This window comes from Streptomyces sp. P6-2-1 (assembly GCF_050613165.1).
Taxonomy (GTDB): domain Bacteria; phylum Actinomycetota; class Actinomycetes; order Streptomycetales; family Streptomycetaceae; genus Streptomyces.
Genome location: NZ_CP192513.1, coordinates 5306287 through 5328913, shown reverse-complemented (window position 1 = coordinate 5328913; position 22627 = coordinate 5306287). Strand labels below are relative to the sequence as shown.

Sequence of the window (22627 nt, the reverse complement as noted above, 5' to 3'; positions counted from 1 at the left end):
CCCCGCCCTGTCGCCCACACCGCCCACACCGCCCACGTCACGCACGCCGCGCACGTCGCCCACGCCGCCCAGGCCGCCCACGCCGCGCACACCGCCCACGCCGCGCACACCGCCCACGCCGCGCACACCGCCCACGCCGCGCACGTCACGCACATCACCGCAGGTCACACGCGACGTCGCAGATGCGATGCCGCGCGCAACTCCCCACCCGCCCCCCGCACCCGTACGCCGCGCAAGCCCTCCGCCCCCACGCACTCCCCCGCGCCCGCCCCTCACCCCCGCCCAGGCGTCTCGATCCCGTCGTCCCCCTCGTCCCCGCCGAAGTGGTCCCAGCCCCCCGCGCGCGTCCACGGCGCGCCGTCGACCGTGACCTCGGGACGCGCCGAGGGGTGCAGGACCTCGCCGATGACCTTCCAGCGCGCGGGCAGCTTCACGTCCGGCGGAAACGTCGCGACGATCGCGTGGTCCTCGCCGCCCGTCAGCACCCACTGGAGCGGGTCGACGCCGACCGCCTGCCCGATGTCGTACATCTGCGACGGCACGTCGACCTTGCCGGAGACGAGGTTGATGCGGACGTTGCTCGCCTCGGCGATGTGCCCGAGGTCGGCGATGAGGCCGTCACTCACGTCGGTCATGGACGTCGCGCCGAGCGCGGCGGCCGCGGGGCCCGCGTGGTACGGGGGTTCGGGCCTGCGGTGCGCCTCGACGAAGGCGCGCGGGGAACGGAAGCCGCGCGACAGGACGGCGTGCCCGGCGGCGGACCAGCCGAGCCAGCCCGTGACGGCGACGACGTCACCGGGGCGCGCTCCGGAGCGCACGACCGGCTCCTGGTTGCGCATGTCGCCGAGCGCCGTGATCGCGACGGTGATCGTGTCGCCGCGTACGAGGTCGCCGCCGACCACCGCGGCGCCCGCCACCTGGCACTCGTCGCGCAGCCCGTCCATCAGCTCGGTCGCCCACGTCGCGGGCAGCGTCGCCGGCACGACGAGCCCGAGGACGAGAGCGGTGGGCACCGCGCCCATCGCGGCGATGTCGGCGAGGTTCTGCGCCGCGGCCTTGCGCCCGACGTCGTAGGCGGTCGACCAGTCGCGCCGGAAGTGCCTGCCCTCCACGAGGACGTCGGTGCTCACCACGACACGGCGGTCGGGCGCGGCCACGACGGCGGCGTCGTCGCCCGGGCCGAGCCGCACCGCCGGTGTCGTGGTGAGTCGCGCGGTCATCTCGCGGATGAGCCCGAACTCGCCGAGTTCCCCCACAGTGCCCTTCATCCCTGTGCCCCTTCTGCGCCGTACCGTTCACGGCCGCGTGCCTTCGTCGCCGCGGGTACCGCCAAGTCTTGCCTGAACTTCCGTGCGCCGCGTCCCCCGGAAGCGGCACCGCCGTACGGAGCGGGGCGCAGCACGCGCGGGGGGCTCCCCGCGGCGCGCGGCGACGCGATACCGTGACGTCCCCTTTCCCCCATGATCCTCATGGCCGCCCTGGAGGTTCCGTGGTACAGGCGTACATTCTGATCCAGACGGAGGTCGGCAAGTCCTCCGCGGTTGCCGAACTCGTCGGTTCCTTCGACGGTGTGATACAAGCCCAGGACGTCACGGGCCCGTACGACGTGATCGTGCGTGCCGAAGCGACGACGATGGACGACCTCGGCCGCATGGTCGTCGCGAAGGTGCAGCAGGTGGAGGGCATCACCAGGACCTTGACCTGCCCCGTCGTCCATCTGTAACCCCCGTCTACGCTGGGCGGCGTGAACATCTCCGTGCTGCGACGACTGCTCGTTCCCGCCGTCCTGCTCCCGCTGCTGACCGCCGTCGGCTGTTCCTCGGCGGATTCGGCTGCGGGTTCCGGGGCGAGGGCCTCGGTCCCCACGCCGGACGCCGCGGCCGCGAAGGCGTGCCGGAAGCTGCGTACGGAGCTTCCTGAGCACGTGGACGGACTCAGCAGGAACGACCCGGCTCCGAAGTCCGAACTGACGGCCGGATGGGGCGACCCGGCGATCATACTGCGCTGCGGGGTGCCCCGTCCGGCCGCTCTCGACGACCCGAAGACGGACAGTGTCGAGGTCGACGGCGTCGACTGGGCCATCGAGCACAAGGACGGCGCCCCCTACCTCCTGTCCACGACGCTGCGCATCGCCTACGTCGAGGTCACGATCCCCGCCTCGCGCGCCGGCAACGGCCTCTCCCCCCTCACCGACTTCGCGAAGCCGGTCGCCGCCACGATCCCCAAGGGCATCGCGGAGGGCTGAGCGCCGCGCGAGGAACCGCGGCGACGGCGGTACGGGGCAGGACGCCGGTACGGAACCGACGCGCCCCCCACGTCGCGCACACCGCACGCATCACCGCAGGTCACACGCGACGTCGCCGATGCCACGTCGCGCCGACCGCGACATCGCCGCGCACCGCGCCGCGCGACGCCACGTCGCGCACGTACGCCACCACGCGACGTGCCCGGCGCGACGCACCCACCGGCCTGACCCCGCCCCGAGGCCACCCTGAGACGCGACGCCGCCCCGGCGCGAGCCTCTCCGGCCCCGCCCCGACGCCCCCCGACGCGACACCGCCGCCAACGCGCCACAACGTCACCCGCGCCGCGGCACCGGCCTACCGCGCCCCGTCAGGCCCGCCGGCGCCGACCGGCTCAACCGGGCCCGTCAGGCCCCGTCAAACCCCGTCAGGCCCTGACCGGCTCAACCGGCCCCGACCGCGCGCTACCGCAGCCCCGTCGACCGTCGCAGCGCCGCCTGGATGAGCCGGTCGACGAGTTCGGCGTAGCCGACCCCGCTCTTCTCCCACATCTGCGGGTACATCGAGATCGGGGTGAAGCCGGGCATGGTGTTGATCTCGTTGATGACGAAGCCGTCGTCGGTGAGGAAGAAGTCGGCGCGCACGAGCCCCTCGCAGGAGGTCGCTTCGAAGGCCGCGACGGCCAGGCGCTGGACCTCGGCCGTCTCCTCGGGCGTGAGCGGCGCGGGCACGAGCCCGGACGCGGAGTCGATGTACTTCGCCTCGAAGTCGTAGTAGGCGTGGTCGGTGACCGGCGGGATCTCGGCGGGCACGCTCGCGCGCGGCCCGTCCTCGAACTCCAGGACCCCGCACTCGATCTCGCGGCCCTGCACGAGCGCCTCGATCAGGAACTTCGGGTCGTGCCGCCGCGCCTCCTCGATCGCCTCGTCCAGGTCGTCGAAACCGTCGACCTTGCTGATGCCCACCGAGGAGCCGCCACGCGCGGGCTTCACGAAGAGCGGCCAGCCGTGGTCGCCCGCGAAGTCGGCGATGCGGCGGCGCGCCGCGGCCGGGTCCTGCTCCCACTCGCGGGGGCGGATCACGAGGTACGGGCCGACCGCGAGGCCGAAGGAGGTGAAGATCCGCTTCATGTACTCCTTGTCCTGGCCGACCGCCGACGCGAGCACCCCGGCGCCGACGTAGGGCGTCCCCGACAGCTCCAGGAGACCCTGGAGGGTCCCGTCCTCGCCGTAGGGCCCGTGGAGCATCGGGAAGACGACGTCGACCTCGCCGAGCGCCTTGGGGACCGAGCCGGGCTCGGCGTAGACGACCTCGCGCACCGAGGGGTCGAAGGGCAGGACGACGCTGCCCTCCAGGGACTCGGCGAGGCTCTCGACGGTCGGCATCGCGCGGTCGGCGATGGCCATCCGGGCCGGTTCGTCGACGGCGAGCGCCCAGCGGCCCTCACCGGTGATGCCGATCGGCAGCACGTCGTACTTTTCCCGGTCGATGGCGCCGAGCACAGCACCGGCGGTGACGACGGAGACTCCGTGCTCGGAGCTTCGCCCGCCGAAGACGACGGCGACCCGCGGCTTGCGCGGCTCCCCCCCTTCGACGGAGGGAACAGGGCTCTGGGGGAGGTTCTGGCTGCTCATATCGCGATGAGGGTACCTGCTGCCCCGCGCGCCGTCAGTGCCCGGAGCCCGGCTTGTCGGCCCGCCCCACCGCCCGGCCGAACGCCCTCCCGCCCGGCCGGAACGCCGTACGCCCTGCCGAACCCTCCACCGCCCCGCCGAACGCCGCGTCGCCCGGCACGAGACCCACCACACGGGCCGCGGCGTCCAGCCCTTCAGCCCTGCGGCGCCCGAGGAGCGCGGCGCGGAGCCGAGCCCCGCGCCTCCCGCCGGTTACCCCCGCTCCGACTTCGCACTCCGCGACATCAGCTCCTCCAGCGCCACGAGCGGCGCCTTCCCCTCGTGGACGATGCTCACGACCGTCTCGGTGAGGGGCATGTCGATGCCGTGCCCGCGGCCGAGCGCGAGGACCGATTCGCAGGACTTGACGCCCTCGGCGGTCTGGTTGGTGACCGCGATCGTCTCGGCGAGGCTCATGCCGCGCCCGAGGTTGGTGCCGAAGGTGTGGTTGCGCGAGAGCGGCGAGGAGCACGTCGCGACGAGGTCGCCGAGGCCCGCGAGCCCGGAGAAGGTCATCGGGTCGGCGCCCATCGCGAGACCGAGCCGCGTCGTCTCGGCGAGCCCGCGCGTGATGAGCGTGCCCTTGGTGTTGTCGCCGAGCCCCATGCCGTCCGCGATGCCGACCGCGAGCCCGATGACGTTCTTGACCGCGCCGCCGAGTTCGCAGCCGACGACGTCGGTGTTGGTGTAGGGCCGGAAGTACGGCGTGAGACAGGCGTGCTGAATGCGCCGGGCGACGCTCTCGTCGCGGCAGGCGACGACGGCGGCCGCGGGCTGGCGCGCGGCGATCTCACCGGCGAGGTTCGGCCCCGTGACGACGGCGACGCGTTCCTGCGGCACCTTCGTGACGTCCTCGATGACCTCGCTCATGCGCATCGTGGAGCCGAGTTCGACGCCCTTCATGAGCGAGACCAGCACACTCTCGGGCCCGAAGAACGGCGCCCAGGCGGCGAGGTTCTCGCGCAGCGTCTGCGAGGGGACCACGAAGAAGACGTGATCGGCGCCGTCCGCCGCCTCGGCCGGGTCGGCCGTGGCCCGTACCCGCTCGGGCAGGACCGTGCCCGGCAGATAGCCGGGGTTGGTGTGCGTCGTGTTGATCGCCTCCGCGACGTCGGGGCGCCTGGCCCACATCGTCACGTCGTTCCCGGCGTCGCCGAGGATCATGGCGAAGGCGGTGCCCCAGGAACCGCTGCCGAAGACGGCGGCCTTGGCGGGACGGTCGTTCCGGCCGGGCTGGCCTGTCACGTGGTGTGCTCCCCTGTCGCGTGCGTCGTACTCTCCTCGCGCGAACGGCTCCCGTCGGCACCGTGCGAACGGCTCCCGTCCGCACCGTGCGGACCGTTCCCGTCCGCGCCCCGCGCCCGGTCCGCGCCGTCCGGACCGCCGGCACGCTTGGCCGCGGCCCGACGACGCTGTTCTATCCGGGCTCTGCGCGGATCGTAGATCTCCGCGGGCGCCTTCTCGCCCCGCAGCTCCTCCAGGAGGTCGGTGACGGCGCGCATCAGCACCTCCGTGACCTCGCGCAGGAGTTCGGGCGTCGGCTCCTTGCCGTAGTACGCGGAGAGGTCGACGGGCGGCCCGGCGAGCACCTGGAGGGTCTTGCGCGGCAGCAGCCGCAGCTTCTTCTCCTTCGCGTACGGCGGCATCGCGAGGTTGGCACCCCACTGCGCGACGGGGATCACGGGGCAGCGCGTCGCCAACGCGACGCGCGCCGCACCGGTCTTGCCGCTCATCGGCCACTGCGCGGGATCGCGCGTGAGGGTGCCCTCGGGGTAGAAGGCGACGCACTCGCCGTCCTTGATCGCCTTCACGGCGCCCTGGAAGGCGTCCATCGCCTCACTCGTCTCGCGGTAGACGGGGACGTGGCGCATTCCGCGCATCGCCGTACCCACGAAACCCTTGCGGAAAAGGCCGTCCTTCGCGAGAAAACGCGGCAGCCGCCCGGTGTTGTACTGGTAGTGCGCGTACGACAGCGGGTCGATGTACGAATTGTGGTTGACGACGGTGATGAATCCGCCGTCCTCGGGCATGTGCTCTGCTCCGCGCCATTCCCGCTTGAAGAAGACCAGCAACGGCGGCTTCATGATCGCCGCGGCAAGGCGATACCAAAAGCCGATTTTACGGCGGGACACGCGTGCACCTTCCTGTTCGGCCCGACCCGGGCCAAAGATCACGTACTGCGCCTGGCAGGCCGCACAAGTGTGGACCCGCCTCCCCCGTCTGTCGAGAACACGGTACGCCCGCACGTTCCCCCGACGCCGGTTCGCGCGCCCCCTTCCGCGCCCTCCGGGCCGCCGTACCGCCCCCTGCCCACGCGGCGTCCACGGGCGACAATGGCGCCGATGAACACTCCCGCCGGGCCCGCAGCGCCCCCACTATGGACCCTGGTCGTGCCGGTGAAGCCGCTCCCCCTGGCCAAGTCCCGCCTCGCCGGGCCGCTCTCGGCGCCGAGCCGCAGCCGCCTCGCGCTCGCCTTCGCGCAGGACACGGTCACGGCCGCGCTCGCGTGTCCCGAGGTACGGGATGTGGTGGTCGTCACGGACGACGCGCGAGGCGGCGGCGCGCTCGCTGCCCTCGGCGCGCGTGTGGTCCCCGACACCCCGGCGGCCGGGCTCAACGCCGCGCTCGCGCACGGGGCGCGCGCGGCGCGGCACGGCACCGCCCACGGCGCCGTCGCCGCCCTCAACGCCGATCTGCCCGCTCTGCGCCCCGCGGAGCTGTCCGCCGTGCTGCGCGCCGCCGCGCATTTCCCGCGTTCTTTTCTTCCCGACGCCGCGGAAATCGGCACGACATTTCTCGCCGCGCTTTCCGGTACGGAATTGCGCCCCCTTTTCGGCGGGCACTCCAGGAGCCGCCACCGGGACTCGGGCGCGGTGGAGCTGAATCCGCCCGCCGTCGCCTCGGTGCGCCAGGACGTGGACACGGTCGCCGATCTGCGCGCGGCGCTGGTCCTCGGCGTGGGCCCGCACACCCGCCGCGTCGCTGCCGGTCTCCCGGCCACCGAAGGCGTCGCCGGCCCCGCCGGTACGTAACGCGGCCCCGCCGGTACGTCGCGCGACCCCACCCCGCGACCCCACCCCGCGGCCCCGCCCCGCGCGACGCCCCGCCCCGCGCGACGTCCCCCGGCCCGCGCGCGACGTCCCCGCCCCGCGCGACGCCCCCCGTCCCCGTTAAGGTCCCCCCATGCAGGCAACGGCGTACACCTACGACCCCTCGGACCACAGCGGCAGCGTGCTGCTCGACGACGGCACCCCGGTGCCCTTCGACGGCGCCGCGTTCCTCGCGGGCGGGCTGCGGCTCCTGCGCCCCGGGCAGCGGGTACGCATCGAGACCGAGGGCGAAGCGGCGGGACTGCGCGTCACGTTGGTGACCCTGCAAACGTTCTGAACCGCCGTCGGCCGCGTTCCCCCGCGTGCGTGCGGGCACCGGCTTTGCGGAGTGCGTCCGGCCCTGACGGGAGCGCGTTCCCCCGCGTGCGTGCGGGCACCCCGCGCGTCAAAGACCCCGTACACAGGCCCCCGCACAGACCCCGCGCACAGGCCCTCCGTGCGCACGCCCCCCTCACGCGAGCACCCCTAGGCCCTCGCGCGAGCACCGGTCCGCGCATCCGCGCGTCAAAGACCCCCGCACACGCCGCGGGCCGGGCTCCCCGAGGAGCCCGGCCCGACGCGTGGGTGCCGCGTCCCTCCGGAGGGCCGGAGGTCCGGCCGCGGCCGTGACGTCACTGCGTCCGGTGCGGGAGAAAGAGCGTCACCGCCGAAGACGCACGACGTGCGGGGACGTGCAGGAAGGTCACTTCTTGCGCGCCGTCGCCTTCTTGGCGGTCGTCGTGCGCGCCGTGCTCTTCTTGGCCGGGGCCTTCTTGGCGGTCGCCTTCTTCGCGGGCGCCGTCTTGGCCGTGGTCTTCTTCGCCGTCGCGGAGGTGCCCGTCGTCTTCTTCGCCGCCGGGGTGGCCTTCTTGGTGGTGGCCTTCTTCGCCGTCGCGGTGGTCTTCTTCGCCGCGGTGGCCGTGGTGGCCTTCTTGGCGGCCGTCGCCTTCTTCGCCGTGGCCTTCTTCGCCGCCGCCTTGGCGGTGGTCTTGGTGCCGCCGGTGAGGCTGCCCTTGGGGGCCTTCTTCACCGCGACGTCGTTCTTCGGAAGCTTCTTGGTCCCCGCGACGAGGTCCTTGAAGCCCTGGCCCGCGCGGAAGCGCGGCACCGAGGTCTTCTTCACGCGGACCCGCTCCCCGGTCTGGGGGTTGCGGGCGTACCGGGCCGGACGGTCGACCTTCTCGAACGAGCCGAACCCGGTGACGGAGACCCGGTCACCGGCGACGGTGGCACGGACGATGGCGTCCAGGACCACATCCACGGCGTCGGCGGCGTTCTGCCGCCCGCCGAGCTTGTCGGCAATCGCTTCCACGAGCTGCGCCTTGTTCACGTCTTCCCCTTCGGAGACATTGCCAGAACGAATCTGTTCAAGCTTTTTCGCACGCTAGGCGGATATATACCGCAAATCAAACACGAAACGGGCTAATCACCCTTGTGCCGCAACACCCACTGGGCCCGGGAGAGTCCCGCTCCACGGCTGGATTCAGCCGTCGCCGGGATAGCGTCCCTCGTCGATGTCCTTCAACAACCGGTCCAGGCGTGCTGCCGCACCTGCGAGATCGTGTTTGGCCGCGGCCGTAATGACCAGCAGCTTCCGGGTCAGCGCCATCCGTACGCTCTCCGGGACTTGCAGTGTGCGCACCCTTGTATGTGCTTCTTTGAGTCGGTCGGCGACCGCGCCGTGAAGCTGGAGTTGGCCGTCGCTTTCCATGCCTCGATTGTGCCATCTGGCCTGAGTTGTCGCCTGCGCAGGGGGTAACTACCGTCTGGGGCGGCCTCGTCGGCGGGCAGGGACAGTGCAGGCAGGGCCCATAATCGCAGGTCTTCTGCCTTGTGGAGCAAGGGAGTTGAGACCACCCGTTCGGCGGCGCCCCGGGCGCGTCGCCGCCTTCGCAACACTGCGCCGACCGAGGGTTTTTGGCCAAAGCTCCGCGACACGGCCACCGGCCCCCCGCCCCGTGCCGCCGCGCGACATGCCCACCCGTACCCCACCCCTCCCCCCCCGTGCACACCTGTGCCCCCGGTCGTCGTACGACCGGGGGCACAGTTCGCGTTCCGCACGCGGCGAACGGCCGGTTCACACCGGCCGGCGCCGCTTCGGCGTCGTCACACCGGAAGCGTGCGCGGCTTGAAGGACGGGCGGCGCACCTCGTACGCCGCGATGGCGTCCTCCTCGCGCAGCGTGATGCTGATGTCGTCGAGCCCGTTGAGCAGCCGCCAGCGGGAATTCTCGTCGAGGTCGAAGTCCGCGGTGACGCCCTCGGCGCGCACCTGGCGCTCCTGGAGGTCGACGGTGATCTCGGCCTGCGGGTCCTTCTCCACCAGCTCTTGGAGGGCTTCGACGACTTCCTGGTCGAGTACGACCGTCAGGAGGCCGTTCTTGAGCGAGTTGCCGCGGAAGATATCGGCGAAGCGCGAGGAGATGACGGCCTTGAAGCCGTAGTTCTGGAGCGCCCAGACGGCGTGCTCGCGCGAGGACCCCGTACCGAAGTCCGGGCCGGCGACGAGGACGGTGGCCCCGGCGCGCTCGGGTTTGTTCAGTACGAACTCCGGGTCCTTGCGCCAGGCCTCGAAGAGGCCGTCCTCGAAACCGTCGCGCGTGACCTTCTTGAGCCAGTGCGCGGGGATGATCTGGTCCGTGTCGACGTTGGAGCGCCGCAGCGGGACGGCGCGGCCGGTGTGGACGGTGAAGGCTTCCATGAGGTTCAGACTCCCGAGGGCGCGGTGGCGGACAGGTCGGCGGGCGAGCCGAGGCGGCCCAGGACGGCCGTGGCCGCAGCCACCTTGGGCGAGACGAGGTGCGTACGGCCCCCCTTGCCCTGCCGGCCCTCGAAGTTGCGGTTCGACGTGGAGGCGGAGCGCTCGCCGGGGGCGAGCTGATCCGGGTTCATGCCCAGGCACATCGAGCAGCCCGCGTGCCGCCACTCGGCCCCGGCCTCGGTGAAGACCTTGTCCAGGCCCTCCTCGACGGCCTGGAGCGCGACCCGTACGGAACCGGGGACGACCAGCATGCGGACATCGTCGGCGACCGAACGCCCGCGCAGCACGTCGGCGGCGGCGCGCAGGTCCTCGATACGGCCGTTGGTGCACGAGCCGACGAAGACGGTGTCCACGGAGATCTCGCGCAGCGGCTGCCCGGCGGCGAGGCCCATGTACTCCAGGGCCTTCTCGGCGGCGAAGCGCGCGGAGGGGTCCTCGAAGCTCGCCGGGTCGGGGACCTGCGCGGACAGCGGCGCGCCCTGGCCCGGGTTGGTGCCCCAGGTGACGAAGGGGGCGAGCGCGGAGCCGTCGATGACGACCTCGGCGTCGAAGACCGCGTCGTCGTCGGTGCGCAGCGTCTTCCAGTACGCGACGGCGTCCTCCCACTCCGGCCCCTGCGGCGCGTGCGGGCGGTCCTTGAGGTAGGCGAACGTCGTCTCGTCGGGCGCGATCATGCCCGCGCGGGCACCGGCCTCGATCGACATGTTGCAGATGGTCATGCGGGACTCCATCGAGAGCTTCTCGATGGCGCTGCCGCGGTACTCCAGGATGTAGCCCTGGCCGCCGCCCGTGCCGATCTTCGCGATGACGGCGAGGATCAGGTCCTTCGCCGTGACGTCGGCGGGCAGTTCGCCCTCGACGGTGATGGCCATCGTCTTCGGGCGCGCGAGCGGCAGCGTCTGGGTGGCGAGCACGTGCTCGACCTGCGAGGTGCCGATGCCGAAGGCGAGAGCGCCGAAGGCGCCGTGCGTCGAGGTGTGCGAGTCGCCGCAGACGACGGTGGTGCCGGGCTGGGTCAGGCCGAGCTGCGGTCCCACGACGTGGACGACGCCCTGCTCGACGTCGCCGAGCGGGTGCAGCCGTACGCCGAAGTCCGCGCAGTTCTTGCGCAGGGTCTCCAGCTGGGCGCGCGAGACGGGGTCGGCGATGGGCTTGTCGATGTCGAGGGTCGGGGTGTTGTGGTCCTCGGTCGCGATGGTGAGGTCGAGGCGCCTCACCTGCCGGCCGTTCTGGCGGAGGCCGTCGAACGCCTGCGGGCTGGTGACCTCGTGCAGCAGGTGCAAGTCGATGTAGAGGAGGTCGGGCTCGCCCTCGGCGCGCCGGACGACGTGGTCGTCCCAGACCTTCTCCGCGAGTGTCCTACCCATCGCTTTCCCTTCGGCCGGCGGCGATGCCAGGCCCAACTAGAGAGGTGAGTGCCCAACCGTCCCCTCGTGGGTGGCGGCGGTCCTGGGCCCGGTGGTCCTCGGGCCCGCTCCTACAGAGTGGCAACTTCCCGTGGAAATTGAACTTGCGTTTCACAGAGTGAGACGCGAATATCGTTGCATGGACAACTCTAGCGGCGTCGGCGTACTCGACAAGGCTGCTCTCGTTCTGAGCGCCCTTGAGTCCGGTCCGGCCACTCTTGCATCGCTCGTCGGCGCGACGGGGCTCGCCAGGCCCACGGCACACCGCCTCGCCGTGGCACTGGAGCACCACCGCATGGTGGCGCGGGACATGCAGGGCCGTTTCATCCTCGGCCCCCGTCTGTCGGAACTCGCGGCGGCGGCCGGTGAGGACCGGCTGCTCGCCACGGCCGGTCCGGTGCTCACGCACCTGCGCGACGTGACGGGCGAGAGCGCGCAGCTCTACCGCAGGCAGGGCGACACCCGCATCTGCGTCGCGGCGGCGGAACGGCTGTCCGGACTGCGGGACACGGTCCCCGTCGGCTCGACCCTGACGATGAAGGCGGGTTCCTCGGCGCAGATCCTGCTCGCCTGGGAGGAACCGGAGCGTCTGCACCGCGGCCTCCAGGGCGCGCGTTTCACGGCGACGGCACTCTCGGGGGTACGGCGCAGGGGCTGGGCCCAGTCGATCGGCGAGCGCGAGCCGGGCGTGGCCTCGGTCTCGGCTCCGGTACGCGGCCCTTCGAACCGTGTCGTCGCCGCGGTCTCGGTCTCCGGGCCCATCGAGCGCCTCACGCGCCACCCGGGCCGGATGCACGCCCAGGCCATCATCGACGCCGCGGCCCGCCTCTCCGAGGCCCTGCGCCGCAACGGTGGCTGAACACTTCGTACCCGCACGCACGACCCCGTACCGCACGCACCACATCCCGTACCCGCCGGTACGGGCGGGACGCCGACGAAGCCGCCCCGCCCGTCCGGACAAGCGCCGCCCGGGAGCGCACCCGCCGCACGGCCGCGCACACCACGAAGCCCCCCATCCACGAGGGATGGAGGGCTTTTCGAGAAGTACCCCCGACCGGATTCGAACCGGCGCTACTGCCGTGAGAGGGCAGCGTGCTAGGCCGCTACACAACGGGGGCGAGACCACGTGAAGTGATCAGCTGGGCTACCAGGACTCGAACCTAAACTAACGGAACCAGAAACCGTCGTGCTGCCAATTACACCATAGCCCAAGGAACTTCCGTACCCCCGACCGGATTCGAACCGGCGCTACTGCCGTGAGAGGGCAGCGTGCTAGGCCGCTACACAACGGGGGCTTTTGGCGATCCTGCGTCTCAGAGGCATCGGGTGCGACCCGGATGTCCCCGCGGGAAGGATCTGTACCCCCGACCGGATTCGAACCGGCGCTACTGCCGTGAGAGGGCAGCGTGCTAGGCCGCTACACAACGGGGGCGAGATCACCTGAAGTGATCAGCTGGGCTACCAGGACTCGAACCTAGACTAACGGAACCAGAAACCGTCGTGCTGCCAATTACACCATAGCCCATTGATACGCAAGCCCTGAGGCCCGGTATCCGCTTCGCGCTTTCTTTCGGGTGTTCCTCCCGTCCGGCGGCGCAGGAAGAACATTACCCGAAGGTCGACGGCGCTCCAAAACGGGTATCGCCGAGCAGCCCAGGCAGCTCGGCGAGCCCGCCGATGCGGTGCACGCCCTCGGGAACCTCCTCGTGCGCGTGGCGGCCCGCGCGATCGAGCCAGACCCCGACGAGGCCCGCGTCGACCGCGCCACGTGCGTCGATCCAGGGTTCGTCGCCCACGTACGCGATCTCGGCGGGCGCGAGGCCGAGGGCGCGCGCCGCGGCGCGGAAGGCGCCGGGATCGGGCTTGGAGACGCCGAGTTCGGCGGCGCACAGCAGGGCCTCGAAGCGATCGCCGAGGCCGAGGGTGCTGAGCTTGGGGCCCTGGACGGTGACGGAGGAGTTGGACAGGACGCCGTGCCGGTGGCTCGCCGCGAGCGCGTCGAGGGCCGGCAGGACATCGCCGAAGAGCGTCCAGGCGGCCTCGTAGTGCCCGAAGTACGCCTCAAACCACGCGTCGGCCTCCGCGTCGCTCAGCGGCGCCTCCAGGAAGTCCCGTACGCGGTCCCTGCGCTGCTCCAGGAAGCCGACACCGCCCTCGGCGAAGCGGCCCCAGTGGTGCCGGGTCAGCGTCCTCCAGCGTGTGAGCGCCGCCTCCGGGCCGCCGAAGCGCTCCAGGAGGCCCTCGGCGCGCAGGTGCGCCGCGAGCCCCGCGGTATCGGCGCCGGTGTAGTCGAAGAGGGTGTCGTCCACGTCCCACAGGACGGCTTTGACCGCTGTATTCGCTGCCACGCCGCCGAGGATAGGCGCGGACCTGCGGGTACGCCCGAGGGGCGGGGGCCGGACGGTGGTTCCGGTGCCCGCCCCTCGGGACGCTCGTCCGTGCGGTGGCGCGCGGCCGCCGCGTGATCAGCCGGCGAGCCTGGCCAGCGCCGCGTCGACGCGCGCGAGCGTCTTCTCGCGGCCCAGGATCTCCAGGGACTCGAAGAGCGGCAGGCCGATGGTGCGCCCGGTGACGGCGACGCGGACCGGGGCCTGTGCCTTGCCGAGCTTGAGGCCGTGCTCGGTGCCGGCCTCAAGGACCGCCTCCTTGAGCGCCTCCGCCTTCCAGTCGGCCGCGGCGATCTTGGCGCGGGCCGTGGCGAGGAGGGCGTCCGAGCCCTCCTTCATCGCCTTGTTCCACGAGGTCTCGTCGATCGCGGGCTCGTCGAGGAAGAGGAAGTCGACGTTGGCCGTGATGTCCGAGAGGACGGTGAGGCGCGTCTGCGCGAGCGGCGCGAGCGCGGCGAAGGCGGCCGGGTCGAAGTCCTCGGGGGCCCAGGGCGCGAAGGGGGCCTTGAGCCAGGGCTCGCACCGCGCGGTGAAGTCCTCGACCGAGAGCATCCGGATGTGGTCGCCGTTGATCGACTCGGCCTTCTTCAGGTCGAAGCGCGCCGGATTGGCGTTCACGTCGCCGATGTCGAACTTCGCGATCATCTGGTCGAGCGTGAAGATGTCCTCGTCGGCCGAGAAGGACCAGCCGAGCAGCGAGAGGTAGTTGAGCAGGCCCTCGGGGAGGAAGCCGCGCTCGCGGTAGAGGTTGAGGCTCGCCTGCGGGTCGCGCTTGGAGAGCTTCTTGTTGCCCTCGCCCATGACGTAGGGGAGGTGCCCGAAGGCGGGGATCTCCTTGGCCACTCCCAGCTCGATGAGCGCCTCGTACAGGGCGATCTGCCGGGGCGTGGAGGAGAGCAGGTCCTCGCCGCGCAGGACGTGGGTGATCTCCATGAGCGCGTCGTCGACCGGGTTGACGAGCGTGTAGAGCGGGGCGCCGTTGGCGCGGACGATGCCGTAGTCGGGCACGTTCTCGGGCGCGAACGTCAGCTCGCCGCGCACGAGGTCGGTGAAGGCGATGCTCTTGTCCGGCATGCGGAAGCGGACGATTGGCTTGCGGCCCTCGGCCTCGTAGGCGGCGACCTGCTCGGCGCTCAGGTCGCGGCAGTGGCCGTCGTAGCCGGAGGGGCGGCCCGCGGCGCGCGCGGCCTCGCGGCGCGCGTCCAGCTCCTCGGTCGTGCAGTAGCAGCGGTAGGCGTGCCCGGACTCCTCCAGGCGGCGCGCGACATCGCGGTAGATGTCCATGCGCTGCGACTGGCGGTAGGGGGCGTGCGGGCCGCCGGTCCCGGGGCCCTCGTCCCAGTCGAGGCCGAGCCAGCGCAGGGAGTCGAGGAGCGCCTCGTAGGACTCCTCGGAGTCGCGCGCCGCGTCGGTGTCCTCGACGCGGAAGACCAGGGTGCCCTGGTGATGGCGCGCGAAGGCCCAGTTGAACAGGGCGGTGCGGACGAGACCGACGTGCGGGTTGCCGGTCGGGGAGGGACAGAAACGTACGCGGACGGAGCCGTCGTTAGCCACGCTTGATCACCTTGTTGGTGAGAGTGCCGATGCCTTCGATGTGGACGGCGACCTCGTCGCCGACGCTGAGCGGGCCGACCCCTGCCGGGGTGCCCGTGAGGATGACGTCGCCCGGGAGCAGGGTCATGGCCTCGGTGACGTGGACGACGAGGTCCTCGACCGAGCGCAGCATGTCGCTCGTGCGCCCGAGCTGGCGTTGCTCGCCGTTGACGGTGCACTGGAGCGTGAGGTCGGCCGGGTCGAGGTCCGTCTCGATCCAGGGGCCGAGCGGGCAGGCGCCGTCGAAGCCCTTGGCGCGGGCCCACTGCTGCTCGCGGCGCTGGGCGTCGCGCGCGGTGACGTCGTTGGCACAGGTGTAGCCGAGGATCACGTCCTTGGCGCGTTCGCGGGGCACCTCGCGGCACATGCGGCCGATCACGACGGCCAGCTCCGCCTCGTACGACAGCTCCTCGGTGAAGGAGGGGTACGGGATGGGGTCGCCCGGGCCGCTCACGGAGGTGGAGGGCTTGAAGAAGGTGACCGGGTACGCGGGGACCTCGTTGCCCATCTCCTTGGCGTGGTCCGCGTAGTTGCGGCCGACGGCCACGACCTTGCTGGGCAGGGTCGGCGGCAGGAGGCGGACCTTGTCCAAGGGGACCTTGGTGCCCGACAGCTCGAACTCGGCGAACGGAATGCCCTTGATGATGTCGAGGACGAGCCCGTCCGGGCCCTCGCCCTCGACGGCTCCGAAGGCCACATTGCCGTCGATGGAGAATCTGGCGATGCGCACGGCTGGCGGGTGCCCCTCTGTCGTCCTGGGTCGGGTGTGCCCGGTCGCCGTCCCGCGGGTGTCACCGCCGGTAACGGGGGCAGACGCGACACGGAAGACCGGTTCCCCAGGCTAACGCGTACGGGCCCCCTCCCCCTCCACCACAACCGGCACACGACCTCCCCATGTGAGTTTGCTCACGAGCGGCCCGCGAAACCGGGACATATCGTCCTGGCCCCAGGAGAGGGGGAATCGGTCATCGCGGCACGGACTCAGGCATTCCGCCCGTCGGTCCACCCTCGCGGGCGCGAGCGGGGTGAGGGCGGCGAACGTGGGATCGGACCTGTATGCCCGTAATGTTCAAGATCCTTTCGCACTCCTGGTGATGCGCCCGGCACACGCCGTCACAGGTCTCGGCGGGGGCTCTTCGGACCTTGTTGGAGATCCCCGGCTGTGCTGGAATTCCCGGGACCGCCGCGGGTATCGGCCGGCACGCGAGGGCGCAACGCAGCGCCGAGCGACGGTCAAAGGGGAGACGCGCCGGTCACTACGACCACCCGGGGGTTCACGGACCTCCACGACTCGACACCGTCCCGAGCGCCACGGCGCGAGGGGCGCCTGGTCCAGAGGTTGCGACGCTAGTGCAGGGACGTTTCAAGAGGGATGGCAGTGCTCCGGCCGAGCCGGAGCCGAACGGCGCGACCGATCGCGGCGCCGCTGCCCCGCACGCACCGCAGCAGGGGCTGAGCACCGCGGGCCAGGAGGAACAGGGCCCCGAGGGCGGCGAGGCCGCGCGCGACAAGGGCGACAAGCCGGGGAAGGCCGACAAGGCCGAGAAGAAGCCCAAGGCGAAGGCGAAGGCGGCCCCCAGCGGGCCGGGCTCGCGCATAGCCCTGCGCAACTGGCGCATCTCGACCCGTCTGGTCTCGCTCCTGGTGCTCCCGGTGGCGGCGGCGACCACCCTCGGTGGCATCCGCATCAGCGACTCCCTCGACGACATCCAGCAGCTCGACAACATGAAGCTGCTGACCGACATGACCAAGCAGGCCACCGAGCTGGCCGCCGCGCTCCAGGACGAGCGCGACCAGTCGGCAGGGCCGCTGTCGCACAAGGTCAAGGCGACCGACTACTCGGTCGCGAGCTGGCGCCAGAAGACGGACCGCCAGGTCGCCACGTTCTTGCAGAACACCAAGGACATCACCGGCAACAACGAGCTGAACGGTGTCCGCAGCAACCTCGACGCCATCACCAAGCGCGTCGCCCAGCTCAAGGCGATACGCCGCGACGCCTACGCCGACGACGCCTCGATCACGCAGACCGTCGACGCTTACAGCCAGCTGATCGACCAGCTGCTCAGCCTCTCCCAGGAGATGGCCCAGGCGACGTCGAACCCCGAGATGGTCCAGCGCACCCGCGCCCTCGCCGCGTTCTCCTCGGCGAAGGAGTACGCCTCCATCCAGCGCGCCGTGCTCGCCGCCGCGCTCCCGCCGAACAAGTCGGACTTCGGCAAGCTCTCCGAGACCGATCGCCGGTACGCCCTCAACGCGCTGAGCAACGAGGACGACGAGATCAACCAGTTCAAGGAGATCTACGGCGCCTACGCCGGCGACCCCGAGGACCTGCTCAAGCCGATCGACCCGGACGAGCAGCCCACCATCAAGGGCGCCCGCGACTACGCCCAGGGCTCCTTGAGCACACAGGGCGGCATGGAGCTGCGCGCCAAGCGGTCCTACAAGGACTGGACGGACTCGGCGTCCGAAGAGATCAACCAGATGAAGACCATCGAGCTGACGCTGCTCGGCCAGATGGAACAGAAGGCCCGTGAGCTGCGGCAGAGCGCCGAGCGCGACGCCATCATCAACGGTGCGCTCATCGTCCTCGTCCTGGGCGTCTCGCTCGTCGGCGCCTTCGTCGTCTCGCGCTCCATGATCCGCTCGCTGCGGCGTCTTCAGGACACCGCCACGAAGGTCGCCCAGGAGCGCCTGCCCGAACTCGTCGGCCAGCTCTCCGAGGCGGACCCGCAGGACGTGGACCTCTCGGTGGAGTCCGTCGGTGTCCACTCGCGCGACGAGATCGGGCGCGTGGCCACGGCCTTCGACGACGTGCACCGCGAGGCGGTCCGCCTCGCCGCCGAGCAGGCCATGCTGCGCGGCAACGTCAACGCGATGTTCACGAACCTCTCGCGCCGCAGCCAGGGCCTCATCCAGCGTCAGCTCTCGCTCATCTCCGAACTGGAGTCCCGCGAGGCAGACCCCGACCAGCTCTCCTCGCTCTTCAAGCTCGACCACCTCGCGACGCGTATGCGCCGTAACGGCGAGAACCTCCTCGTCCTCGCGGGCGAGGAGCCCGGGCGTCGCTGGACGCGCCCCGTGCCCCTCGTCGACGTGCTGCGCGCCGCGGCGTCCGAGGTGGAGCAGTACGAGCGCATCGAACTCTCCGCCGTGCCCTCGACCGAGGTCGCGGGCCGGGTCGTCAACGACCTCGTCCACCTGCTCGCCGAGCTGCTTGAGAACGCGACGTCGTTCTCCTCGCCGCAGACCAAGGTCAAGGTGACCGGGCACGCGCTGCCCGACGGACGGGTGCTCGTCGAGATCCACGACACCGGCATCGGCCTCTCGCCCGAGGACCTCGCGGCGATCAACGAGCGCCTGGCGGCTCCGCCCACGGTGGACGTCTCGGTCTCGCGCCGCATGGGCCTCTTCGTGGTCGGCCGCCTCTCGCAGCGCCACGGCATCCGCATCCAGCTCCGCCCCTCCGACTCCGGCGGTACGACGGCACTCGTCATGCTGCCCGTCGACGTCGCGCAGGGCGGCCGCAAGGCTCCCGGCAAGCCCGCGGTGGGCGGGCAGGGCGGTCCCGCGGCGGCGCAGGCCGCGGCAGGCGCGGCGGCGGCCCGACGCGCCCCCGCGGGCGCGCTCGGCGGCGGCCAGGGCGGCCAGGGACAGGGCGCGCCGGGCGGCAAGCGGCTCGGTGCCGCGCCCGAGCGCGGCCAGGTCGCGCCCGGCGGCACCCCGCGTGCCGCGCTGCCCGCGCGCGGCAACGCGCCGCAGGCCCCCGGCGGCCGCGAGTCCTTCCCGCAGGTCGGTGGCAACCGGCAGCAGCAGGGTGCGGGCAGCCTCTTCGGCGAGACGCGGCAGGGACCGCCCCAGGGCGGCGGCCGCCCCGTACCGCCGCAGGACGACAGCCGGCAGGATGCCTTCGGCGGCGGCAGGACCGCGCCGATCCCGCCGCAGCGCCGCGCCCCGCAGGACGAGGGCCAGGACGGCCGCCCGCAGCTGCCGCCACGCGGCGGCCCGCGCGCCGAACTGCCCGGCGGCGCTCCGCAGGCGCAGCACCCCGCGCCCGCCGAGCGGCAGCAGCCGCCCGCGCCGTGGGAGCCGCAGGCCCAGGACGCGCCGCGCGGGCACGACGAGCCGCGCGGCCCGCGCCAGGGCTTCGCCGCGCCCCGCAACGACAGCGGCCCCGGTTCGACCGCGCAGTTCCCCGCGATCACCCCCGACATGCCGGCCCCTGAGGGCATCGGGCGCTACGAGGCGCAGGGCGACCCCGCCTCGACCGGCTCCTTCCCCGCCGCGAACCCCGCGGACGCCACCGGCGCGCGGGGTCCGCAGGGCGGGTACAGCCCCGAGGACACCGGCGCCTGGGCGCGCCCCCAGGAGGGTTACGCGCCCGGCGGCCAGGGCCAGGACCGCGGCTACCCGCCGCACCAGGACCAGCACCGCGAGCCGCAGGACCAGGGCGGGCAGCGCCGGGGCGCGCCCGGCCGTCAGGGACAGCAGCAGGGGTACGGCTACGAGGACCCCGCGCGCCAGCAGGGCGGCTGGTCCCCGCAGGAGACCGGGCAGTACCCCGCGCCGGGTGGCCCGGGAGCCCCGTACCCGCAGGCGAACGGCTACGACACCGGGCAGTACCCCGCGGCCTCCGACACGGGGCAGTTCCCCGCGCCCGCGCCGCAGCAGGGGCAGTACCCGGGCGACACGGGGGCGTACCAGGGAGCGTCCGAGACCGGGCAGTTCCCCGCGCCTTCGCAGCAGTCCGGGCAGTACCCCGCAGGCGGGCAGACGGGACAGTTCCCCGCCGCCTCGCAGACCGGGCAGTTCCCGGCCGCCCCGTACCCCGAGGACGGACGCCCCGGCGCGTACGCCGAGGGCAGGAACGGACAGCCGCACGCCCCGCGACAGCCCGGCCCCCAGGGCCCGCAGGCGCCGCAGGGTCCCCAGGCACCGCAGGGTCAGGGCGGCTTCGCGGTCAGCGAGACCTCGTCCTTCCCCGTGAACACCGGGTACGAGCCGCCCAGGGCGCCGCGTCCCGACGGGCCGCCCGCGCGCGAACTGCCGCGTCGCGGCCCCGCCGAGAACGCGCTGCCCCCCGCCGGTCCCGGCGACGGTCGCACCCCGCTGTACGACACGCTGGAGACGAGCTGGTTCCGCGGCCCGCAGCCCGGGGGCCAGGAGCAGCCGCCGGAGCAGCCCGAGCCGCCGCGCGCGGCCGAGCCGCCCCGCGCCGCCGCTTCCCGGCCGCCCGTCGAAGAACCCCGTCCCGCCGCCGCGCCCGAGCGTGCGGAGGACACCGCGGGACAGGGTCCAGGCGCGCTGCCCGCGCAGGCGGGCCAGGAGAACTGGCGCCCTTCGCCCAACGACGAGTTGGTGCGGCAGGCGGAGCGGGTGCGGCAGCCCTCGGCGGGCGGCGTCACCACCTCCGGCCTCCCGCGCCGGGTGCCCCGCGCCAACCTGGTGCCGGGTACCGCTCAGCAGCAGCCGCAGCAGCAGTCGGGTCCCCAGGTCTCCCGGGCGCCCGACGACGTGCGCGGCCGGCTGACCAATCTCCGCAGGGGCATCCAGCAGGGCCGCTACCAGGCCGGCAACAGTCTGCGTCCGTCCGGTGAGAACCGGCCGAACGAGGGCTACCCCCGCCCCTCTCACCAGCAGGAGCGCTAGTTGACCCCCATGAGCCAGGCGGCACAGAACCTGAACTGGCTGATCACCAATTTCGTGGACAACACCCCTGGGGTGTCGCACACGGTGGTGGTCTCCGCCGACGGACTTCTCCTCGCGATGTCCGAAGGCTTTCCCCGCGACCGCGCCGACCAGCTCGCGGCCGTGGCCTCCGGTCTCACCTCGCTCACCGCGGGTGCGTCCCGGATCTTCGAAGGCGGCACCGTCAACCAGACGGTCGTGGAGATGGAGCACGGCTTCCTCTTCATCATGTCCGTCTCGGACGGCTCTTCCCTTGCCGTGCTCGCCCACCCCGAGTGCGACATCGGCCTCGTCGGTTACGAGATGGCTCTTCTGGTGGACCGGGCGGGGGCCGTGCTGACGCCGGACCTGCGTGCGGAACTCCAGGGCAGCCTGCTCAACTGACGCCCGCTCACCCGCCACCCGCCCGGCCGCATCAGCCCCCCACCGGCCACAGCCTGACGGCGCCGAGACCATCCGCTGTTCCGCCCGGAGGATTGCATGACACCGCCCACCGCACCGCACGACCCGTACGGGAATCCGCCCTCCGCCGGCTACGCGGTCGAGGGTGACCAGCCCCTGGTGCGGCCCTACGCGATGACGGGCGGCCGGACCAGGCCCCGTTACCAGCTCGCCATCGAGGCCCTGGTCAGCACGACGGCGGACCCGATGCAGATGTCGGGCCTGCTCCCGGAACACCAGCGGATCTGCCACCTGTGCCGCGAGGTCAAATCGGTGGCGGAGGTCTCCGCGCTCCTGACGATGCCCCTCGGCGTGGCCCGGATTCTCGTCGCCGACCTGGCGGAGGCCGGTCTCGTCGCGATCCACCAGCCCGGCGGCGACGAGAACGCCGGCGGCCAGCCAGACGTGACACTGCTCGAAAGGGTGCTCAGTGGACTTCGCAAGCTCTAACGCCGAGGCGGCACGGTCGACGACCAGCGCGAAAATCGTGGTCGCCGGCGGCTTCGGCGTGGGCAAGACGACCTTCGTCGGCGCCGTCTCGGAGATCAACCCGCTGCGCACCGAGGCCGTCATGACGAGCGCGAGCGCCGGCATCGACGACCTCACCCACACCGGCGACAAAACGACCACCACGGTCGCGATGGACTTCGGCCGCATCACCCTCGACCAGGACCTCATCCTCTACCTGTTCGGCACCCCCGGACAGGACCGCTTCTGGTTCATGTGGGACGACCTCGTCCGCGGCGCCATCGGCGCCATCGTCCTCGTCGACACCCGCCGCCTCGCCGACTGCTTCCCCGCCGTCGACTACTTCGAGAACTCGGGCCTCCCCTTCGTCATCGCCCTCAACGGCTTCGAAGGACACCAGCCCTACACCCCCGACGAAGTACGCGAAGCACTCCAGATCGGCCCCGACACCCCCATCATCACCACCGACGCCCGCCACCGCGCCGACGCCAAATCCGCCCTCATCACCCTCGTCGAACACGCCCTCATGGCCCGCCTGAAGTGAGGGCGCGGGAGCCGCGTGAGGGCTCCGTGCGGCCGGCGTGAAGGTCGCGACAGGGAGCCGGGAGGCCGCGCGGCGCGCGCGGCCGGCCCCACTGTGTCCTTCGACACGGTGTCGACAAGCTTCATAACGTTTCGACAGAGAATTGAACCCGCGCCACCACGCGCAGCGCCCGCACGGTGCCGCTGCGCGCATACGAGTCCCGGCTTTTGCCGGGGCTCGTTCTTTTATGCCCCTTTTATTAGCCTGGCGCGGCGTCTCGGGTGTCCGGAAGACCACTTCCGCAGAACGTTTGGCGGCGCACGGCGGGGCGTGCTGAAATCGCTGAACTGCCCAGTAGT

At 72.1% G+C, this 22627-nt stretch carries 20 protein-coding genes and 5 tRNA genes; 9 read left to right on the top strand and 16 right to left on the bottom strand.

Translation table 11 applies throughout. The features are described 5' to 3' along the window. Nucleotides 1-272: 272 nt before the first annotated feature. A complete protein-coding gene (locus ACQYWQ_RS22800; RefSeq protein WP_431037090.1) occupies nt 273-1268 on the bottom strand; it encodes a thiamine-phosphate kinase in 996 nt (331 codons plus the stop codon). Nucleotides 1269-1489: 221 nt separating this feature from the next. Here ACQYWQ_RS22800 and ACQYWQ_RS22795 point away from each other — a divergent pair, with 221 nt between their 5' ends. Then, complete coding sequence (locus ACQYWQ_RS22795; protein WP_043254555.1) at nt 1490-1723, top strand: Lrp/AsnC family transcriptional regulator; 234 nt, start codon at nt 1490-1492, stop codon at nt 1721-1723. A 21-nt stretch (nt 1724-1744) separates the two neighbouring features. After that, a complete protein-coding gene (locus ACQYWQ_RS22790) occupies nt 1745-2245 on the top strand; it encodes a DUF3515 domain-containing protein (RefSeq protein WP_431037088.1) in 501 nt (166 codons plus the stop codon). Nucleotides 2246-2707: 462 nt separating this feature from the next. Here the strand turns inward: ACQYWQ_RS22790 and ACQYWQ_RS22785 are convergent, their stop codons facing one another. The 3 genes from ACQYWQ_RS22785 to ACQYWQ_RS22775 all read right to left on the bottom strand — a co-directional run bounded on the left by ACQYWQ_RS22785 (nt 2708) and on the right by ACQYWQ_RS22775 (nt 6048). Further along, nucleotides 2708-3877 (bottom strand): D-alanine--D-alanine ligase family protein, encoded by a 1170-nt coding sequence (locus ACQYWQ_RS22785; protein WP_431037086.1) that lies wholly within the window; start codon nt 3875-3877, stop codon nt 2708-2710. 252 nt (nt 3878-4129) lie between these two features. After that, on the bottom strand, nt 4130-5161 hold the full coding sequence (locus ACQYWQ_RS22780; RefSeq protein ID WP_431037084.1) for an NAD(P)H-dependent glycerol-3-phosphate dehydrogenase: 1032 nt from the start codon (nt 5159-5161) through the stop codon (nt 4130-4132). Next, a complete protein-coding gene (locus tag ACQYWQ_RS22775) occupies nt 5158-6048 on the bottom strand; it encodes a lysophospholipid acyltransferase family protein (RefSeq protein WP_431037082.1) in 891 nt (296 codons plus the stop codon). Before ACQYWQ_RS22775 ends, ACQYWQ_RS22780 begins: the two co-directional genes overlap by 4 nt. 201 nt (nt 6049-6249) lie before the next feature. Between ACQYWQ_RS22775 and cofC the strand changes: the two genes are divergently transcribed. Both cofC and ACQYWQ_RS22765 read left to right on the top strand, forming a co-directional pair. Further along, nucleotides 6250-6948, top strand: coding sequence for a 2-phospho-L-lactate guanylyltransferase (gene cofC / locus ACQYWQ_RS22770; protein WP_431037080.1), 699 nt, complete (start codon nt 6250-6252; stop codon nt 6946-6948). A 151-nt stretch (nt 6949-7099) separates the two neighbouring features. Further along, nucleotides 7100-7303 carry a hypothetical protein gene (locus ACQYWQ_RS22765; protein ID WP_007821692.1) on the top strand — a complete coding sequence of 68 codons (204 nt, stop codon included), beginning with the start codon at nt 7100-7102 and terminating at the stop codon, nt 7301-7303. 405 nt (nt 7304-7708) lie between these two features. On the opposite strand, the gene ACQYWQ_RS22760 is transcribed toward ACQYWQ_RS22765, so the two are convergent. The 4 genes from ACQYWQ_RS22760 to leuC all read right to left on the bottom strand — a co-directional run bounded on the left by ACQYWQ_RS22760 (nt 7709) and on the right by leuC (nt 11132). Then, a complete protein-coding gene (locus ACQYWQ_RS22760) occupies nt 7709-8335 on the bottom strand; it encodes an HU family DNA-binding protein (RefSeq protein WP_431037078.1) in 627 nt (208 codons plus the stop codon). Between the two features lie 153 nt (nt 8336-8488). Next, nucleotides 8489-8716, bottom strand: a complete 228-nt coding sequence (locus ACQYWQ_RS22755; RefSeq protein ID WP_431037076.1) for a hypothetical protein — start codon at nt 8714-8716, stop codon at nt 8489-8491. Between the two features lie 395 nt (nt 8717-9111). Beyond that, on the bottom strand, nt 9112-9705 hold the full coding sequence (leuD, locus tag ACQYWQ_RS22750) for a 3-isopropylmalate dehydratase small subunit (protein WP_431037074.1): 594 nt from the start codon (nt 9703-9705) through the stop codon (nt 9112-9114). A gap of 5 nt (nt 9706-9710) precedes the next feature. After that, nucleotides 9711-11132, bottom strand: coding sequence for a 3-isopropylmalate dehydratase large subunit (leuC, locus tag ACQYWQ_RS22745; RefSeq protein WP_431037072.1), 1422 nt, complete (start codon nt 11130-11132; stop codon nt 9711-9713). A gap of 178 nt (nt 11133-11310) precedes the next feature. Between leuC and ndgR the strand changes: the two genes are divergently transcribed. Beyond that, nucleotides 11311-12030, top strand: a complete 720-nt coding sequence (ndgR, locus tag ACQYWQ_RS22740) for an IclR family transcriptional regulator NdgR (protein ID WP_007821702.1) — start codon at nt 11311-11313, stop codon at nt 12028-12030. Nucleotides 12031-12216: 186 nt separating this feature from the next. Here the strand turns inward: ndgR and ACQYWQ_RS22735 are convergent. The 8 genes from ACQYWQ_RS22735 to ACQYWQ_RS22700 all read right to left on the bottom strand — a co-directional run bounded on the left by ACQYWQ_RS22735 (nt 12217) and on the right by ACQYWQ_RS22700 (nt 15881). Continuing rightward, a tRNA-Glu gene (locus ACQYWQ_RS22735) sits at nt 12217-12289 on the bottom strand. Nucleotides 12290-12310: 21 nt separating this feature from the next. After that, nucleotides 12311-12382, bottom strand: a tRNA-Gln gene (locus ACQYWQ_RS22730). Between the two features lie 11 nt (nt 12383-12393). Next, nucleotides 12394-12466 (bottom strand) — tRNA-Glu (locus tag ACQYWQ_RS22725). A 64-nt stretch (nt 12467-12530) separates the two neighbouring features. Next, nucleotides 12531-12603: transfer RNA gene (locus ACQYWQ_RS22720), tRNA-Glu, on the bottom strand. A 21-nt stretch (nt 12604-12624) separates the two neighbouring features. Continuing rightward, nucleotides 12625-12696 (bottom strand) — tRNA-Gln (locus ACQYWQ_RS22715). 82 nt (nt 12697-12778) lie between these two features. After that, nucleotides 12779-13519, bottom strand: coding sequence for an HAD family hydrolase (locus ACQYWQ_RS22710; RefSeq protein ID WP_431037069.1), 741 nt, complete (start codon nt 13517-13519; stop codon nt 12779-12781). A 117-nt stretch (nt 13520-13636) separates the two neighbouring features. Next, a complete protein-coding gene (gene gltX / locus ACQYWQ_RS22705) occupies nt 13637-15112 on the bottom strand; it encodes a glutamate--tRNA ligase (protein WP_431037067.1) in 1476 nt (491 codons plus the stop codon). Continuing rightward, nucleotides 15105-15881 (bottom strand): fumarylacetoacetate hydrolase family protein, encoded by a 777-nt coding sequence (locus ACQYWQ_RS22700; protein ID WP_431037065.1) that lies wholly within the window; start codon nt 15879-15881, stop codon nt 15105-15107. The genes gltX and ACQYWQ_RS22700 overlap by 8 nt, the downstream gene beginning before the upstream one ends. A gap of 620 nt (nt 15882-16501) precedes the next feature. Between ACQYWQ_RS22700 and ACQYWQ_RS22695 the strand changes: the two genes are divergently transcribed. The 4 genes from ACQYWQ_RS22695 to ACQYWQ_RS22680 all read left to right on the top strand — a co-directional run bounded on the left by ACQYWQ_RS22695 (nt 16502) and on the right by ACQYWQ_RS22680 (nt 22289). Then, the gene (locus tag ACQYWQ_RS22695) at nt 16502-20797 is read left to right on the top strand and encodes a nitrate- and nitrite sensing domain-containing protein (RefSeq protein WP_431037063.1); all 4296 of its coding nucleotides are present in this window, start codon (nt 16502-16504) and stop codon (nt 20795-20797) included. Nucleotides 20798-20806: 9 nt separating this feature from the next. After that, nucleotides 20807-21220 (top strand): roadblock/LC7 domain-containing protein, encoded by a 414-nt coding sequence (locus ACQYWQ_RS22690; protein WP_007821711.1) that lies wholly within the window; start codon nt 20807-20809, stop codon nt 21218-21220. A 96-nt stretch (nt 21221-21316) separates the two neighbouring features. Continuing rightward, a complete protein-coding gene (locus tag ACQYWQ_RS22685) occupies nt 21317-21727 on the top strand; it encodes a DUF742 domain-containing protein (RefSeq protein WP_008745457.1) in 411 nt (136 codons plus the stop codon). Continuing rightward, on the top strand, nt 21708-22289 hold the full coding sequence (locus ACQYWQ_RS22680) for a GTP-binding protein (protein WP_009068854.1): 582 nt from the start codon (nt 21708-21710) through the stop codon (nt 22287-22289). Before ACQYWQ_RS22685 ends, ACQYWQ_RS22680 begins: the two co-directional genes overlap by 20 nt. The last annotated feature ends 338 nt before the right edge of the window (nt 22290-22627 follow it).